12 protein-coding genes and 2 pseudogenes are annotated in these 16,105 nt (G+C 73.1%); 6 read left to right on the forward strand and 8 right to left on the reverse strand.

The annotated features are described in order from the left end of the window. Position 1 precedes the first annotated feature (1 nt). Complete coding sequence (locus OG861_RS34320) at positions 2-1,006, reverse strand: pectinesterase family protein (protein WP_443064485.1); 1,005 nt, start codon at positions 1,004-1,006, stop codon at positions 2-4. Further along, positions 1,001-2,344: pseudogene (locus OG861_RS34325) on the reverse strand (pectate lyase family protein); the annotation flags it as partial. The pseudogene OG861_RS34325 and the gene OG861_RS34320, both read right to left, overlap by 6 nt. Before the next feature lie 454 nt (positions 2,345-2,798). Here OG861_RS34325 and OG861_RS30020 point away from each other — a divergent pair. Beyond that, positions 2,799-4,034, forward strand: coding sequence for a hypothetical protein (locus OG861_RS30020; protein ID WP_329192168.1), 1,236 nt, complete (start codon positions 2,799-2,801; stop codon positions 4,032-4,034). A gap of 118 nt (positions 4,035-4,152) precedes the next feature. Here OG861_RS30020 and OG861_RS30025 read toward each other — a convergent pair whose 3' ends face one another. Then, positions 4,153-4,755, reverse strand: coding sequence for a VOC family protein (locus OG861_RS30025; RefSeq protein ID WP_329192167.1), 603 nt, complete (start codon positions 4,753-4,755; stop codon positions 4,153-4,155). A gap of 211 nt (positions 4,756-4,966) precedes the next feature. Between OG861_RS30025 and OG861_RS30030 the strand changes: the two genes are divergently transcribed. Genes OG861_RS30030 through OG861_RS30040 form a run of 3 tightly spaced genes read left to right on the forward strand, consistent with a single transcriptional unit; the run spans position 4,967 to position 8,558 of the window. After that, entirely contained in the window at positions 4,967-6,157 is a 1,191-nt protein-coding gene (locus OG861_RS30030) for a lycopene cyclase family protein (RefSeq protein ID WP_329192165.1), read from the forward strand. 50 nt (positions 6,158-6,207) lie between these two features. Next, entirely contained in the window at positions 6,208-6,993 is a 786-nt protein-coding gene (locus tag OG861_RS30035; protein WP_329192163.1) for a class I SAM-dependent methyltransferase, read from the forward strand. Continuing rightward, positions 6,990-8,558 (forward strand): FAD-dependent oxidoreductase, encoded by a 1,569-nt coding sequence (locus tag OG861_RS30040; RefSeq protein WP_329192161.1) that lies wholly within the window; start codon positions 6,990-6,992, stop codon positions 8,556-8,558. The genes OG861_RS30035 and OG861_RS30040 overlap by 4 nt, the downstream gene beginning before the upstream one ends. A 22-nt stretch (positions 8,559-8,580) precedes the next feature. Here the strand turns inward: OG861_RS30040 and OG861_RS30045 are convergent, their stop codons facing one another. From OG861_RS30045 to OG861_RS30065, 5 genes are all read right to left on the reverse strand, one after another. Further along, entirely contained in the window at positions 8,581-9,606 is a 1,026-nt protein-coding gene (locus OG861_RS30045) for a DUF5914 domain-containing protein (protein WP_329192159.1), read from the reverse strand. Further along, positions 9,603-10,622, reverse strand: coding sequence for a phytoene/squalene synthase family protein (locus OG861_RS30050; RefSeq protein WP_329192157.1), 1,020 nt, complete (start codon positions 10,620-10,622; stop codon positions 9,603-9,605). Before OG861_RS30050 ends, OG861_RS30045 begins: the two co-directional genes overlap by 4 nt. Further along, positions 10,619-12,148 carry a phytoene desaturase family protein gene (crtI, locus tag OG861_RS30055; RefSeq protein WP_329192155.1) on the reverse strand — a complete coding sequence of 510 codons (1,530 nt, stop codon included), beginning with the start codon at positions 12,146-12,148 and terminating at the stop codon, positions 10,619-10,621. Before crtI ends, OG861_RS30050 begins: the two co-directional genes overlap by 4 nt. After that, on the reverse strand, positions 12,145-13,350 hold the full coding sequence (locus tag OG861_RS30060) for a polyprenyl synthetase family protein (protein ID WP_329192153.1): 1,206 nt from the start codon (positions 13,348-13,350) through the stop codon (positions 12,145-12,147). The genes crtI and OG861_RS30060 overlap by 4 nt, the downstream gene beginning before the upstream one ends. 521 nt (positions 13,351-13,871) lie before the next feature. Continuing rightward, positions 13,872-14,195, reverse strand: a complete 324-nt coding sequence (locus tag OG861_RS30065; protein ID WP_329192151.1) for a hypothetical protein — start codon at positions 14,193-14,195, stop codon at positions 13,872-13,874. 929 nt (positions 14,196-15,124) lie between these two features. On the opposite strand from OG861_RS30065, the pseudogene OG861_RS30070 reads away from it, so the two are divergent. Then, positions 15,125-15,736 (forward strand): annotated as a pseudogene (locus tag OG861_RS30070) (IS5 family transposase). A 73-nt stretch (positions 15,737-15,809) separates the two neighbouring features. Continuing rightward, complete coding sequence (locus OG861_RS30075; protein ID WP_329192149.1) at positions 15,810-16,103, forward strand: hypothetical protein; 294 nt, start codon at positions 15,810-15,812, stop codon at positions 16,101-16,103. Positions 16,104-16,105: the final 2 nt, after the last annotated feature.

Genomic DNA, 16,105 nt, shown 5'->3' on the forward strand with positions numbered 1-16,105 from the left:
ATCAGAGCGTCGGGTTCCAGCCGTCGGTGCCGGCCAGGTAGGAGCGGGCGGTGTGGGTGGTCGCCTGGGCCGCTGTCAGCTGGGGGCGGTTCGCTCCGCCACCGGCGCCGGGGCCGGTATTGGCGTACTCGGCGAAGTGGGCGGACTTCCAGGAGAAGCCGCCCATGTCGGTCCACGGAGCCCCGGTCTTGACGGCTGCGGGCAGGACCGTGTTGCGGATCACCAGCCGGCCGACGGCGTCCGGGCCGGGGTGCCAGGGCCGGCCGAGGTAGAAGGTGCCGGCTCGGGCGGCACTGTCGACCGTGCTGTCGGTGATGAGGATGCCGTACGGTTTCGCCGAGTCGGTGTTGGGCGCGGCCAGGTACCCGTTGTTCCCGCCGGCGGCGGCGCCCCGGTCGCGCAGCGTGATGTTCACGTGGTCGTACACGGCGGTGGCGTTGCCGAAGACGAAGTCGACGTCGCCCGCGACGAAGCAGTGGCGGAAGTACTGCCGGTACTGGGCGGTGGCGTGCGGGGCCCAGTTGAGGACGGTGTCCTGGTGGGCGATGAAGCGCGAGTCGACGTACTTCTGGCGGTCCCCGGAGGCGTTGAGCGCCACCGCCTGGGTGTCCTTGACGTCCGGGTGCGCGGACCTTTCCCACGTGTTCTGGATCGTCACACCGGTCACGGTGACGTCGTTCGCCGAGAAGGTCGCGGTGGCGCTGCCCGCGGTGCCGTACCGGCCGCCTCCGGGCTTGGCGGTGCCCGCCGCGTTGTCGTACGTGATGACCACGTCCTCGGGGTTGCCGGTGGCGCCCTTGAGCGTCAGTCCGCGCTTGGCTGCGGGGACGTCGATGGTCTCGTGGTAGGTGCCCCGCGACACCAGGACGGTGTCGCCCGCGGCGGCGGCGTCGATGGCGGCCTGCACGCTCCGGTGGGCCGCGGAGCCGTCATGTGCGACGGTCAGCGTGCGGCCGGTGGCGGAACCGGGCGCGGGAGCCGCGGCGTTGCGACCCGTCCCGGTCAGGACACCGGCGCCCGCCTTGGCCGCCAGCTCGGCGGGCAGCCCGTCGGCGGGCTCCAGGCCGGCGGTGAGGGTGGGCGTCCAGGAGACGGTGGTCTTGATCTTCTTCGTGGGGTGGGCGGCGTTGTAGGCGCCGGCCAGGTCCGTGGGCTTGCCGTCGACGAGGTTGCCGCTGCCCGCTACGGCTCCCGTGCCGTCGCCGCTGAGCAGGTCGGCCACCTCGCGGTCCGGTGACAGCTTCCAGTGGTTGTTCTGGGCCACGATCTGGGCGCCCGCACGGGAGTTGACGCTGTAGCTGTGCGCGTAGCCGTCCGACTTCGTGGTGTCGTAGTAGTTGTCGTACAGGTGGACCTGGCCCACGCGGGTGAGCGGGGCGCGCTGGACCACACCGCGGAAGACGTTGTGGTGGAGCGTCACCCGCAGCTTGGTGTCCTTGTCGCTGCTGCCGATCAGCATGGTCTTGTCGTGGTTGCTGAACGTGTTGTATCCGACGGTGACCAGGTCGGAGGCGTTGGTGATGTCGAGGGCGCCGTCGTGGACCTGGTACTCGCGCCCGAAGCGGGTCGGGTTGCCGGAGTCGGGGTGCGGGGCGTCGGAAAAGGTGTTGTGGTCGACCCAGACGTGGCTGGCGCCGCGCAGACTGACCGCGTCGTAGGCGGAGTTCCAGTTCCCGGTGGAGCCGTCGGTGGGGTCCCACTGCGGGAAGCAGTCCCGGACGTCGGTGAGCGACAGGTTGCGGAGGATCACGTTGTCGGCGTTCTTCACCACGAGGCTGCCGCCGACGATGCCCGCGCCGGTGCCGGGTACGCCGACGACGGTGGTCCGCGCCGGAACGTTGAACGTGATCCGCGAGGCCTGCCTGGCCTGGGCCGCCTTGCGGGCGTTCTCCTGCGCGCCGGACGGCACCTTGGAACGGCCCCAGACGGCCGGGTCGTACGCCTTGAGGTAGGCGTCGAGCGAATAGGCCGTGCCCCGTGCGTAGTCGGCGCAGCCCAGCGGTTTGCCGGCGTCGTCGGTGTTCGCGTCGATCACGCCCTTGACCTTGATGATCCGGGGACTGTCGGCCGGGCCGGCGGCCAGGGCCCGCGCCAGCTCGGTCCGGGTGGAGACGGTGAAGACACGGGCGGAGTCCGCGGCCCGGCCGCCGGTGGTGCCCGCGCCGCTCGCAGCCCAGCCGTCGCGGGCGGGCAGCACGTCGTGGGCGAGGTCGGCGGGCGCCGCGGCGCCGGCGCTCACGACCAGAGGTGCGGCACCGAGCCCGGCGGCGGCCACGGTGGCCGCCGCGAACAGGGCGAGCCTTCGACGGCCGGCGGGGCGGCGGTGGGGGGAAGCGGGGGACATGCGTGGTCGCTCCTAGGGGTGAGGTGCACTGTTCTCCCCTCAGTTGCCGCCGCGTACGGATTGGTTGCCGCTGACGGCGGGAATCCTGGGCGGTTCGCCGTCCCGCCGGACGGGGCTCAACCGGGCGACACCGTGTGCCGGCCCAGCGGCCCTTCGACGTCCTGCGGGCCCAGCCGACTCGCGCGACTCCCGGGACTTCGGCGACTCACCGGGCTCCCCCGGCGCACGGGCGTCCGGCGGCGATACGTATGATCTCGCTTCCCCCAGAGCGAAGGTCGAAGAAGCAGCGATGCCACTCCGTAAAGCCCGTGCAAGATACGCCGGTTGGATCGCCACCGCAGTCGCGGTGGTCCTCTCGGTTCCGGTGATCGGTTCCCCCGCCCAGGCGGCCCCAGGGGACGCGGCGACCGCGTCTTCCTTCAATCTCAGGTCCGGACCGGACCTCAGTGCTCAAGTGGCCTCTCTGAAAGCGGCGTTGCCCACGCAGGGCGTTCAGGACCTGCTCGACCAGGGCAACCGGGTAGCGCGGACGGGCGCGTCCTGTACCACCGACCCGTTCGGCTCGGGCGACGACGGCAAGGTGCTGGCCCCCGCCAGGAAGCTGTGCTGGGATCCCGGTGACTCCTCCACCGCGGACTGGATCCCCCAGGGCATCACCGGCGTCTCGGACGCCCAGGCGGACGAACTGTGGGGCACCCGCAAGCCACTGGTCACCGCCTGGTACGACAAGGCCGGCGGCAAGGGCGTACGGCTGTCGTTCCTCGACCCCGAGACCGCGATCCCGGGCGACGCCGACGGCCGGCGCTACCGTCACGTCCTGCTGGTGGAGCCGTACTACAACAGCTACGACCACGTCTCCTACAAGGCGGTCGACGTCCACGCGGGCGGCATCGCCTGGTACAAGTACTACCTCTACGTCGCGGACACCATGAACGGCCTGCGGGTCTTCGACATGCGTTCCGTCCTGGACCTCAACCCGGACCAGAACGCCTCGGTCGACGACACCACGCTGGACGGCCTCAAGAGCAACGTCCGGGACGACACCCAGATCGGCCGGCAGAACAACGTCTACTACAGCTACACGTACCGGTACGTGATGCCGCAGGTGGCGTCGTACAAGTTCGTCAGCGCCCAGGGCAACTCCTCCGCCGGGACCTGTGTGGCCACCGGAGCGCCGAAGGCGTCCTACATCTCCGTCGACCGCAGCGACACCGCCGCTCCTGCTCTGGTCATGGGGGAGTACTGCGACTCCGACGACGCGCACCCCGAGAAGGGCCGGGTCGGCACACTGCCGATCGATGACGGCACCGGCCTGCTGAGGTCGACCAACGGCGTGGTCAGCGCGACGGGCGCGTTCTACCTGCCCCGCGACCTCACCCAAGGCGCGGCGCGCTACGACGGCATGTACTACTTCAACCGCAGTTGGACCACCCACAGCGGAAGCCTGCGCCGGGCGACCGTCTCCGGCGGCCGTCTGGTGGACTACGGCGCCAACATCACCAACGCCGTCGGTCCGGAGGACCTGTCCTTCGAGCACGGGCAGGGCGTGCCGGGGGGCGGTACGCAGTACCTCTGGTCGCTGACCGAACACCGCGCGGACGCCACGGACCCGACCTGCACGGACACCGGCTCCCCGTGCGGCCGGGTGATCTACGCGCACAGGGTGACCGACATCCTGGCCCGGCCCTGACGGGCCGGCACGGCTCTGCCCGCACGCCGGCGCCGGCAGTCGAGCACGTCGGCGCCGGCAGTCGAGCACGCCGGCGCCGGCAGTCGAGCACCAAGCAGCCCAGTGCCCGTCGCCACGGTCAACACGTGATGTGGAACTCGTTCCCGCCGGGGTCGAGGAACTCGCCGTACTCCCCGTCACCTCCGGTGACCTTGGTGACCTCCAAGCGCAATCGGTTCCGGCCCGCCTTCGGTGCCGCCGGCGGTCCCCTCACCAACGAGACCGTGCTGAGGGGACTCCGGCGCAACCGAACGCACCGGTCGTGGTGCTCGGCCGCGTGCCAATTCGCCTGGGACTGCCAGAAGGCCGACTGGGCGTCGCGGTTCTCCTCGGCGACGTCGAGGCAGATCGCGACGAGCCCGGAGTCGGCGAGCACACCGGGGTGACCGGGGCGCAGCACGCAGAACTCGTTGCCCTCGGGATCGGCCAGCACGTCCCACGGGACGTCCCCCTGGCCGATGCCGACCCGCGTCGCACCGAGTGTGAGCAAACGCGCGACCTCTGCCTCCCAGTCCGGCCCCCCGGCCAAGTCCAGATGGAGTCGGTTCTTGTGCACCGCCCTCGGGACGGCGGACGACACGAACCGCAACCGCAGGCCGCCCGTCCGCCCCTGCGTGGCGTTCAGCCAGAAGTGATCCATGCGCGCCACATCCGTCGCGTCGAACACGATGCCCGTCAGCATCTCGTTCCCCCCCGAAGCAGTAGGACACTTCCCTTGCCGTTCTGGCCGGGGTCCGGCCCCAGCACCGCGGGCCACGGAGCGGCCCTCGACCGGCTGGGCGACCACGCGGCCACACGGCCACACGGGCGAGAGTGCATCCGTGACGGCCCGACCCGGGGAAGGAAGACAGTGGCAGAGGTCGGTGCGGCGCGGAGCGAGGGGGTCGGGACGCGTGGACGAGCACGCGGACGTGGTGGTCATCGGGGCGGGCGCCTCCGGGCTGAGCCTCGCGATGCGGCTGAGCGCCGCCGGGGCGTGGGCCACGCCCCGGCCCTCGGTGGTCGTCCTGGAGGCGTGCCCCGGCCCCCTGCGTGCACCGGACCGCACGTGGTGCTTCTGGGAGGAGGGGCCGGGTGAGTACGAGGCCCTGCTCACCGGCCGCTGGGACAAGCTCAGGGTGACCGGACCCGACGGTCGCGCCGCCGACTCGGAACTCGGTGCGTGGCGGTACAAAATGCTGCGCTCCGCCCCGTTCGAGGCCGCCGCCCGCCGCACGCTGGCGGACCGGGGTTGCGAACGCGTCCAAGTGGACGTCGAGTCGGTGCGGGAGTGCCCGGGCGGGGCGGAGGCGCGCGGGCACGACACGGACGGGCGCCCGCGTACGTTCCGTGCACGATGGGTGTTCGACTCGCGCCCCCCGCGGCCGCTGCCCCCGTCCCGCAGCGCGCTGCTCCAGCACTTCAAGGGGTGGTTCGTGCGGACCCCGGCCCCGGCGTTCGATCCGTCCTACGCCCACCTGATGGACTTCCGGACCGCGCAGCCCCCGTCGGGCCTGTCCTTCGCCTACGTGCTGCCGTTCAGCCCCACCGAAGCCCTCGTGGAGTACACCCGCTTCTCGCCGCGCGTGCTGCCCGACGCGGCCTACGACGAGGAACTGCGCCACTACTGCCGCGACGTCCTCGGCCTGGGCGCCTTCACGGTCACCGCCACCGAGTCGGGCGTCATCCCCATGACCGACTCCCGCTTCCCGCGCGGGCGGGGCCGCTCCGTCGTGCCCATCGGTGCGGCCGGCGGTGCGACCCGGCCCTCTACGGGCTACACCTTCGCCGCGATCCAACGCCAGACCCGCGCCATCGACCTGGCGCTGCGCCGCGGTCACGACCCGGTCGCCCCCGCTCCCTACGGTGCCCGTCCGCTGGCCATGGACGCGGTGCTGCTGCGGGCCCTCACGACGGGACGGCTGGACGGGGCGCGCTTCTTCACCGACCTCTTCCGCACCGTGCCGGCCGACCGCCTGCTGAGGTTCCTGGACGGCACGACGAGCTGGTGGGAGGACCTCCTGCTCGGCTTGCGCACCCCGGTCACACCCATGCTCCTGTCCCTGCTGGAACTGCCTCTGGTGCGCCGACGGACGCACCCGTGAACCGCCGAGGACGCTTTGGCGGCCGTCCCATGGAAGGAACCACGCACGACATGCCCACGCACGCCTTGCGCCCCCACCCCGTGCACACCCGCCCCGTGCACACCCGCCCCGTCCTGCGCGACGACGACCTGTCCGCGGCCTTCGACCACGCCGCGTCGACCTACGACCTGCTGGTCGGCGCCCATCCCGGCTACCACAGCCAACTGCGCCGCTCGGCCCGCCGCCTCGGCCTCCCGTCGCTGCCCCCCGGCAGTCGGCTGCTCGACCTGGGCTGCGGCACGGGTGCCTCGACCGCCGCGCTGCTCGCCTCGGGTGGCCAGAGGTGCCGGATCACGGCCGCCGACGCATCGGCGGGAATGCTGGAGCGGGCCGCGACGAAGCGATGGCCGGCCAACGTCACCTTCGTCCACACGCCGGCGGACCGTGTGGGTGACGTCGCGGCGGACGGCCCCTTCGACGCGGTCTTCGCCGCCTACCTCTTCCGCAACGTCACCGACACCGACGGCGCGCTGGCGGCGGTCCTATCCGCCATGGCGCCCGGCGGCCGCATCGCCGTGCACGAGTACACGCTGAGCGGCAGCCCAGTGCACCGGGCCGCCTGGAGCGCCGTGTGCCGAGGCGTGGTGATGCCGCTCGGCCGCGCGACGGGAAACGCGGCACTGTACGCGCACCTGTGGCGCAGCGTCGTCGCCTTCGACACGGCCCCGCGGTTCGCGGAGCGGATGCGGCGCGCGGGCTTCGCCGACGTACGGGCCCTGCCGCTCGCCGGATGGCAAGGGGGCATCACCCACACGTTCGTGGCCCGGGCCCCGAGGCGCGCAAGGCCGGCGGCATGACGTCCAGGGGCCGGGAGCGCCGCTACCCCGGAAGGGACCGGCGGGCCCACGAGGTGCCCGGGCACCCGGGCCGGGAGCGGATCGACGGGCCGGCACCCCGCGTCGCGGTGGTCGGCGGCGGCATCGCGGGGCTGGCCGCGGCGGTGCCGCTGGCGGAGCGCGGGGTGGAGGTGACCGTGTTCGAGCGGGAGCCCGGACTCGGCGGGCGACTGGCCGGCTGGCCGGTCCGTCTGCGCGACGGTTCGCCCGCCACGATGAGCCGCGGCTTCCACGCCTTCTTCCGCCAGTACTACAACCTGCGCGCGCTGCTGAGGCGTACCGATCCGGGCCTGCACGGTCTCGTGGGACTTCCCGACTACCCCCTACGGCACAGCGGTGGCGGCGTGGACGGCTTCGCGCGCGTACCGCGCACCCCTCCGCTCAGCGCGCTGGGGTTCGTCGCCCGCAGCCCGTCCTTCGGCTGGCGGGATCTGACGAGGATGGACGCGCGGGCCGCGCTGCCGCTGCTGGACGTGGCGGTGCCCGAGGTCTACCGCAGGCTCGACGGGGTGAGCGCAGCCGAGTTCCTGGCCGCCATCCGGTTCCCGGAGGCCGCGCAGCACCTCGCGTTCGAGGTGTTCTCCCGCAGCTTCTTCGCCGACCCGGCCCGGCTGTCGGCCGCCGAGCTGGTGCTGATGTTCCACATCTACTTCCTCGGTTCCAGCGAGGGCCTGCTCTTCGACGTGCCGCGCGAGCCGTTCCCCCAGGCCCTGTGGGAGCCGCTGGGTCGTCACCTCACCGCACAGGGGGCCGACGTGCGCACGGCGACGGCCGTGGAGGAGGTCCGCCCGGCGGGGGCCGCCGGCTTCGAGGTACGGGTGGCCGGCCGGGACGAACACTTCGACGCCGTGGTCCTGGCCATGGACGTCCAGGGCCTGCGGCGGGTCGTGGCGGCCTCGGAGGACCTCGGTGACGAACGGTGGCGCGAGGACATCGCCGGACTGCGTACGGCCGCGCCGTTCCTCGTCTCACGGCTGTGGCTGGACCGCCCGGTCCGGCCCGGACGGCCGGGCTTCCTCGGGACGAGCGGCTACGGGGACCTGGACAACGTCAGCGTCCTCGACCGCTGGGAAGGAGAGGCCCACCGGTGGGCGCTGCGCACCGGTGGCTCGGTGGTGGAGCTGCACGCGTACGCCGTGGATCCGACGCAGGAACGTTCGGCGGTCGAGACGAGGCTCGTGGAGCAGTTGCACAGGGTCTACGGGGAGACCCGGGAGGCCGGAACGGTCGACGTACGGCACGAATGGCGAGAGGACTGCCCGCTGTTCGAGATCGGCGGCCATGCCTCCCGTCCCGGGGTGCGCACTCCCCATCCCCGGCTGCTGGTGGCCGGCGACATGGTCCGTACGGGGCTGCCCGTCGCGCTGATGGAGCGGGCGGCCACCAGCGGGTTCCTGGCCGCCAACGCGCTGCTGGAGCAGTGGGGAGTACGGGGCGAGACGCTGTGGACGGTGCCGCGACGGGGGCGGTCCGCGCCGCTGCGGACGCTGGCGCGGCTGAGCCGCGCCCCGGGACAGGACGGTTGAGCCGCCGCACGCTCCCCGGGTGTCAGCCGGGGAAGCGGCCGCAGTCGCGCAGCTGCCACCGGCGTTCCGCGTAGGCCAGGTCGTCCTTCCACAGCCGGCCCGCCGCCCGGCGCATCAGCGGCCGCAGCAGGGTCGCGCCGGCCCGGGCGACGGCGAAGCCGGGACGCTCGGAGGCCGCGATCACGGCCTCCGTCACCCTGGTCCGGGGCCGGCCGTCGCGGCCCGGCCCCAGGGGGGTCGCATGGGTCTCCACCACGGAGCCCCGCCCTTCGCCCTCGGTGATGTGCATGACGACGGTCCGCGGATCCGGGGCGGTGAACTCGGCGGTGACGGGAATGACGATCCGGTCGGTGAGGCGGAAGGACACGCGGACGACCAGGGCTTCCCCCCGTGACGACGATGACGGTGTCGAAGACGGGTCCGGAGCGTCCAGGACGCGCAGGTCGACGAAGGAATACGGGTGGAACCAGGCCCCGTGCCACGGGTCGAGGCGGTTGGCGACGATGTCCTCGGGCTCGCAGATCCCAGTGGCCTCGTAGACGCAGGCCACCGCGCGGCCGGGGCCGGGGCGCCGGGGCACGACGGGCAGCGGCGACGGCTCCTCCTTCCCGTGAGCGTCGAGCCGGACCCAGCACAGGACGCCGTCGTCGTGAGCCGGGTAGGCGTTCCAGCCTGCCGAGGGGCCGCCGTCCAGGGCCATTCCGTGCCAGTGGCAGACGAGTGTCCCGCAGTGGACCCGGGCCTGCGCCAGCGGGGCCCCGAGGTGGGGACAGATCCCGGAGCCGGCCAGCAGACGGCCCCGTCCGTCGCGCCACACGACGATCTCCTCGCCGGCCACGGTGAATCCGTGCGGCTCGTCGGGTCCGATGGCCCGGGAGGCGCCGAGGACGTACCAGTTGCCCGACGGCCGGGCGAGCGCCCGCTCCAGCGACGCACCGATGATGCGGGGAGCGGCGGCGCGCCAGGTGGGTTCCTGCCGCTCCCAGGGGACGGGCGCCCGGCGCAGGCTGAGGGGGTAGCGGCCGCGGCGGGTGCGTTTCGCGCTCACCGTGCTCCCTCCGTCACGTTCTGCGCCGCGCCCCCGGCCGGGGGAGTGGGCACGGGTCGGGCCGACGCCGACTGCGGTGGCGCGCCGGGGCGGCGACGGCGTGCGGCGACGGCGCGCACGAGGCCCCGTCCGGCGATCGCCGCCCGTCGGCGCCGGGGCACCGTCGAACGCCGGTGGAGCGAGGCGTACCCGTCACGGGCGACGGCGTCGAGGATGTCCCCGTACAACACGAAAGCGGTACGGATGCAAGGGCGGCTCGCGGGCTGCAGCATGCCGATGCCGGGCTCGGCCCGCGCGTACACGCCCCGGGTGTGCGCCGCCGCGGCCTTGAGCGCCTCGGTGATGCGCGGATCGCCGCGCCCCGTCCCGCGGCTCCACAGCAGCAGGTCGCGGTCCACGCCGTGCGCGGACAGGAGGTCCGACGGCAGGTAGACACGGCCGCGGTCGAGGTCCTCGCCCACGTCCCGGATGAAGTTGGTCAACTGGAAGGCCTCGCCGAGCGCCGCGGCGTACGGCGCGGCCTCCTCCGGGGAGCCGACCGTGCCGAGGACCGGCAGCATCTGCAGGCCGATCACGGCGGCCGAGCCGTGCATGTAGTCGCGCAGGTGCCGCATCGTCGGATAGTGGGTGACGCTCAAGTCGCTGCGCATGGAGGCCAGGAAGTCGGTGAAGTGGACGGCCGGGATGCGGTAGCGCACGGCGGTGTCCGCCAGCGCGCGCACGACCGGGTCCTCGGTGCGGCCGCCGGCCAGAACCGACGTGAGCGAGGCGGTGAGGTCGCCCAGGAGCCGCGAGCGCTGCTCCTCGGTGGCGCCGTCGAGGTCGTCGACGATGTCGTCCGCCCAGCGCGCGAAGCCGTAGAGGGCGTGCACGGCCGGGCGCCGGTCGGCGGGCAGCAGGCGCGTGGCGAGGAAATACGTCCGGCCGTGGCGGGCGTTGAGGCGGCGGCAGGCGGTGTACGAGGCACGCAGGGCCGGTTCGGTGATGCCGGCCGCGTCGAGTTCGCGTCGCGTCACGCCGGTGCTCCGTTCTCATCGGCTCGGGCGCGCGGGAGGGGCCGTACGGCCGCCCCCGTGATGCGTGCGGCGGCGAGCTTGCCCGAGATCAGGACCGTGGGAACGCCGACACCCGGTGTCGTACCGCAGCCGGCCAGGACGGCGTTCGACGTGCCCCGCACGAGGTTGCGCGGGCGGAAGGGACCGGTCTGGGCGAAGGTGTGGGCGGCGGAGAAGGGAGTGCCCGCGGCGTGGCCCTGCGCGGTCCAGTCGGCCGGCGTGAACAGGGCTTCCTCTTCGACGGAGGCCTCCAGACCGGTCAGGCCCCGGCGTTCGAGCACGCCGAGGAGTTCCCGGCGGTAGTGGGGCCCGAGCACGGCCCACCGGTCTGCCGAGGGACCGATGTCGGTGTTGGGGCACGGCGCCAGGACGTAGTGGCTGTGCCGCCCCGCCGGCGCCAGCGAGGGGTCGGTGGCGGTGGGGCGGGTGACGAGGAGGGACGGGTCGCTCATGAGCCGCCCCGACCGTGTCACCTCGTGAAAGGTCTCCTTCCACCGGGAGCCGAAGAAGATCGAATGATGGGCGAGCCGGGACCAGCTACGGTCGGTTCCCAGGTGCAGGACCACGGCCGAGGGGGAGTGACGCAGCCGGAGCGGCCGTCGCGGCGCTCCGCCGAGGAGCCCGTAGACGACCGGCAGGTCGGGAGTGAGGACGACCGCGTCGCAGGCGATGCGCTGCCGGTCGGTGATGACGGCGGTGATCCTCTCGCCGCGCCGCTCCAGCCGTGTCACCTCCTGCCCGTACCACAGGGTGGCGCCCGCGTCCGCGGCGGAGTCGGCCATGGCCCGCGGCAGGGCGTGCATGCCCCCCGTGGGGAAGTAGACACCGGCGATGGTGTCCATGTAGGCGATGACCGCGTAGGCGGCAAGGGCGCGGGCCGGCGGCACGCCCGCGTACAGGGCCTGGAAGGAGAAGACCCTCCGCAGCCGCTCGTCCTTGACGAAACGTCCGATGGCGGGGTCCAGGCGGCCGAAGCCGCCGAGCGCCGCCAGCCGGGCCAGGTCGGGGTGCAGCAGCTGCCGGGGCGAATCGAAGTTCGTGTCGATGAACCGCCGGATCTGGGCCCGGTAGAGGTCCTGGAGCCAACGGCGCAGCCGCCGGTACCCCAGCGCCTCCCGGCTGCCGGCGAACCGTTCGATCTCCGCTTCCATCGCCTCGGCGCCGGTGTGGACGTCCAGCGTGCTCCCGTCGGCGAAGGAGGCCCGGTAGGCGGGGTGCAGCGGCGTGAGCTCCAGCCGGTCCTCCAAGCTGTCACCGACGGCCGCGAAAGCCTCTTCCAGCAGGTGGGGCATGGTCAGCACGGTCGGGCCCGTGTCGAAGCGGAAGCCGCCCTTCTCCAGGTACCCCGCCCTGCCCCCCGGGACTGCGGCGCGTTCCACCACGGTGACCCGCCGGCCCGCGCCCAGCAGGTGCAGGGCGGCGGCGAGGCCCGCGAGACCGGCCCCCACGACGACCACGTGGTCCGTACGACCGTCGACGGTCCTCATCGGTCGCCTCCCGCGCGCCGAACCGCTGCGGCCGGGGCCGACGCGGGGAGGCGGGAGCCCTCCTCCGGAGCGGGGTGGGGCGAAGCCACCTCGCGCAGGAGACGCACCAGGGCCACCTGTCCCGGGCCGCGAAGCTCCGCCCGGGACAGGTGGCGCTCGGCGGCGGCGGCCAGCCTCCGGATGCGCCGTTCGACGCGGGCGACCGCACCAGTGGTCCGAAGGACCTCCCCGACCTCGGCCAGACCCTCCTCGGTGAGGGAGCGGTCCCCCAGGAACCGGTCGAGCAGGTGCGTTGCGCGGGCATCGGGACCGGCGGCGGCGAGGGAGACCGCCAGCGCCGCCACGTAGGTGTTCTTGCCGGCCCTGATGTCGTCGCCCGCCGGCTTCCCCGTGACCTCGGGATCGCCGAACACACCGAGCAGGTCGTCTCGGAGCTGGAAGGCGACCCCGGCGCAGCGCCCGGCGGCGCCCAGTGCCGCCGCGGTGGCGGCGTCCGCCCCGGCCATCGCCGCCCCCAGGGCCATCGGCCGCTCCACGGTGTAGCGGGCCGTCTTGAGGCAGGCGGTGCGCAGGGCGAGCGGGGCGGAACGGGTGCCGGTGGCCTGGGTGTACAGGTCCAGGTACTGTCCGGCCACCATCTCCGTCCGCATGAGCCGCCATATGTCCAGCACGGAGTCCCGTGTGCCGCGCGGCAGGTCGGCCGCGGCCACGAGATCGTCGGCCCACGCGAGGGCCAGGTCGCCGGCGAGGACGGCGGCGGACGCGCCGAAGGCACTGGGGGCCCCGCAGCTGTCGGCGTACCGCGCGGCGACCTGCGTGTGGAAGGACGGGCCGCCCCGGCGGAGCGCGGACCGGTCCATCACGTCGTCGTGGACGAGGGCGCACGTCTGGATGAGTTCGAGGGCCGTGGCGACGCGCAGCAGCGCGGGTGTCAGATCCTCGCCGGCCCCGCAGGCACGGGCGGTCCACCACAGGAACCTGGACCGGGTGCGGCGCCCGCCGCGCAGGGTGAAGGCGGCAAGGCGTTCGGCCACGTCGGAGGCGAAGACGGGGTCGAGCGACCGGGCGCGGGCCAGCAGACCGTCCAGCACGGCTTCGAGTTCCCCGCGCACCGCTGCGGGCACGTCCGCGTCCACCCGCTCGCCCGTCGACCCGGCTCGTGCGGGGGTGGGTGCGTGTGCGAGAACGGCCTTCGCAATCATGTGCGTTCCTCCGTCGGATGGGCGGCTGCGCTCTCGTTTGTTCGGCGGCCGATGCGCCGTTGGATGCACCTGCCCGCCCGGATTGCTGTCGTCCGCGGCCGTGATCCACCTCTGTCCTTCCCCGCCGGGCGGTCACCGGACTGCGTTTGCGCCCGGACGGCCCAACCGGCGACCGCGATCGTCCCTCCATCCGGTAATCCGGCGCGTGGGCGGGCTCACGGCGTCCGGCGGCGTCCTGCGCGCGGCGTGGGGCGGCAGGGGGGAGGGGGGCCGGGACCGGGTCACGGTCGGCCGGGGAGCCGGGGAGCCGGGGGCCGCCGGGGGCGCGGTGTCGGGGGAGCAGTGCTCGCCGGCGCCTTTGGGGAACCGCTCGCGGCAGTGGGAGGAGCCGTCATCCGGCGAGTGGAGGAGGTGATGTGGAGGAAAACGGTGACCGCCGGCGGGCCGACCTCAGGCGGACGTCGGGCGCGTGCCGCTTCCGGCACGCGCCCGTACCGGCGGAGCGCTCCGGTGCCTGCGGGTCAGCACCACTTGTCGGCGAGGTGGGGGACGACCTTGCGGCAGTAGTGGCAGGTGGCCCCGGCCTCCAGGTTCTCGGTCGCGCCGGAGCAGGTGGGGCAGTCGCCCCGTTCGAGGACCGGCCCCCGTCCGGCCGCGCAGGCGGGGCAGAGGTGTGCGAGGACGTCGGGCGCGGCCGGATAGCCCGGCAGGGCCACGGCCGCCGGCCGGAGGGTCCACCCGGCTTCCGCGATCGCGTCCTCGAATCGGGCCTTCACCGGCTCCTCGGACTCCAGGTACAGGGCGAGGCAGCGCTCACGGTCGCAGGTCACGGCATGGCGGATCATCGGGTCTCCTGACTCTGGGTGTGGTTGATCCGAACCAGGCGCGTGCCCGGGGCGTTGCTGTTCCATGCGCTCGTGGAGCGGTGAGTGAGGGGCGTCGGCAGACCGGGCCCGGCGGACGGCGAGGCCGCTGCCGGCGAAGTGGGCGGCCTGGACTCCGCTACGGGGCCGGGCGCCGATCTTGCGGAACCGGTTCTGCTCCGGCTCGTTGAAGGGAACGGGATGCGCACCCCTCCCCCTCCCCGGTTGCCCCGAGCTTCCGGGGAGGGGCTCCGGTCCTACCGGTCGTCGTCCTTGGGCCTTCTGGGAGCACCGTGGCAGACCGGCAGCGCTGTCCAGCGGCGGCGGCGCCCCGGACGCGCGATCGGTCCCTGGGGAGCCGGGGGGGATGGCTTCCCAGGGACCGGATGTCGCTCGACCGCGGGGGGATGCGGTGTGCATTTCCGATGCGACGTCAGGTTGAACGATTCTCCAGCGCGCTGGTCACGGTCTCTCCTGCCACGGTCTGTCGGAGGAAGCCTTGACGGCATGCGGTACGCAGCCGGCGTGCGTGGGCGCGGCCTACCGCGCCCGCCCCTCGCCTCTTCGGGACAACCTCCCGGCCCATGCGCCCGGAGGTCCGCGGCTGTCGAACGCACCCCGGGGCAGTCGTGCTCTCCTGGGCCGTCCCTTCCGGATCTTGCTCCCCCAGCACCGCTGGGAGGTACCCCCGGACCCGCGCCGCCCGGCACCACACCTCTCCCCCGGCTACCGCTGGGAGGTGCCCCCACCGTTGTCGGGGCGCCGGAGTACGTCCAGTACACCGGCGCCCCTCCGCCTTGCGATGCACGGCGCCGGACGACGCGGGCTTGACCGGCAAGATCCGAAAGAGACGGCTATGCACTGTCCGGCGGATCATGCGGCTGTCGGATTGCTGGCTCGTTGATCCCGGCATGGGGCGGGGTGATCTGACGAATGCCGAGTTGGACCGGTTGGAGCCGTACTTGCCAGCGTCGGGGCAGCGTGGCGGCCGGTGGAGCGATCACCGCAGGGTGATCAACGGGATCCTGTTCCGGGTGCGAACGGGTCCCGGGGCGGTCTGACCTGCAAGATCCACCTCGCCGGTGAGGGTGGATGCGGGCCCATGGCCTTCCTGGTCACGCCCTAGCCAGTGGGGCGACGCGCCGCAGATGATCGAGGGCCTCGAACGCATCGCCGTTCCCCGACCGCAAGGCGGACGGCCGCGCACCCGGCCGGACCACATCGGCGGCGACAAGGCATACAGCTCGCGCCGCAACCGCCGCTACCTGCGAAGACGCCAGATCAAGCACACCATCTGCGAACCAAAGGACCAGCGGGCCAACCGCACAAGACGCGAAAGCAAGGGCGGCCGACCCACCGGCTTCGACCTCGAGATCTACGACCGCCGCAACGAGGTCGAGCGCACGATCAACCGGCTCAAGAGCTCCCGGGCCGTCGCCACCCGCTACGACAAGAGGGCCTACGTCTTCCATGGCACTGTCGCCGTCGCCGTCGCCGCGATCCGGCTCTGGCTCCGCCCGTGAGATACGCCCAGCACCTGGTCACACCCAGGACTCCTTCGCCGCCAGCAGCGTCGTCCCATACAGTGCGGAAGCTATGACGGCACTTTCATCCTTCACCTTCGTGCGCCACATCGACGGGCTCCGCTACCACTTCGAACGCGACGGCGAGCGCAACGGCCGCCCCGCCTACCGCCGAACGGACGGGAACGTGTGGTGTGTCTGGTCGCCGACCGACGGCTGGCACTGCGAGATCGCTGACGGCCTCGTCACCGCCCATCCCCTCGACAGCCACGTCGACGAACCCGAACCCCCCGCCACCGTCTGGCGCAGCTTCAAAAACGACCGCTCCTACCTCTACGACCTCCGGACCCTCGACCCCGAAGCATGATC

It is taken from the genome of Streptomyces sp. NBC_00539 (genome assembly GCF_036346105.1).
In the GTDB taxonomy this organism is placed as follows: domain Bacteria; phylum Actinomycetota; class Actinomycetes; order Streptomycetales; family Streptomycetaceae; genus Streptomyces.

Bases quoted from the DNA above. Each gene is read 5' to 3' on its own strand.
- OG861_RS30025 (WP_329192167.1), bottom strand. From the start codon at position 4,755: ATGCTGACGGGCATCGTGTTCGACGCGACGGATGTGGCGCGCATGGAT.
- OG861_RS30035 (WP_329192163.1), top strand. From the start codon at position 6,208: ATGCCCACGCACGCCTTGCGCCCCCACCCCGTGCACACCCGCCCCGTG.
- OG861_RS30040 (WP_329192161.1), top strand. From the start codon at position 6,990: ATGACGTCCAGGGGCCGGGAGCGCCGCTACCCCGGAAGGGACCGGCGG.
- crtI (WP_329192155.1), bottom strand. From the start codon at position 12,148: ATGAGGACCGTCGACGGTCGTACGGACCACGTGGTCGTCGTGGGGGCC.
- OG861_RS30060 (WP_329192153.1), bottom strand. From the start codon at position 13,350: ATGATTGCGAAGGCCGTTCTCGCACACGCACCCACCCCCGCACGAGCC.
- OG861_RS30065 (WP_329192151.1), bottom strand. From the start codon at position 14,195: ATGATCCGCCATGCCGTGACCTGCGACCGTGAGCGCTGCCTCGCCCTG.
- OG861_RS30075 (WP_329192149.1), top strand. From the start codon at position 15,810: ATGACGGCACTTTCATCCTTCACCTTCGTGCGCCACATCGACGGGCTC.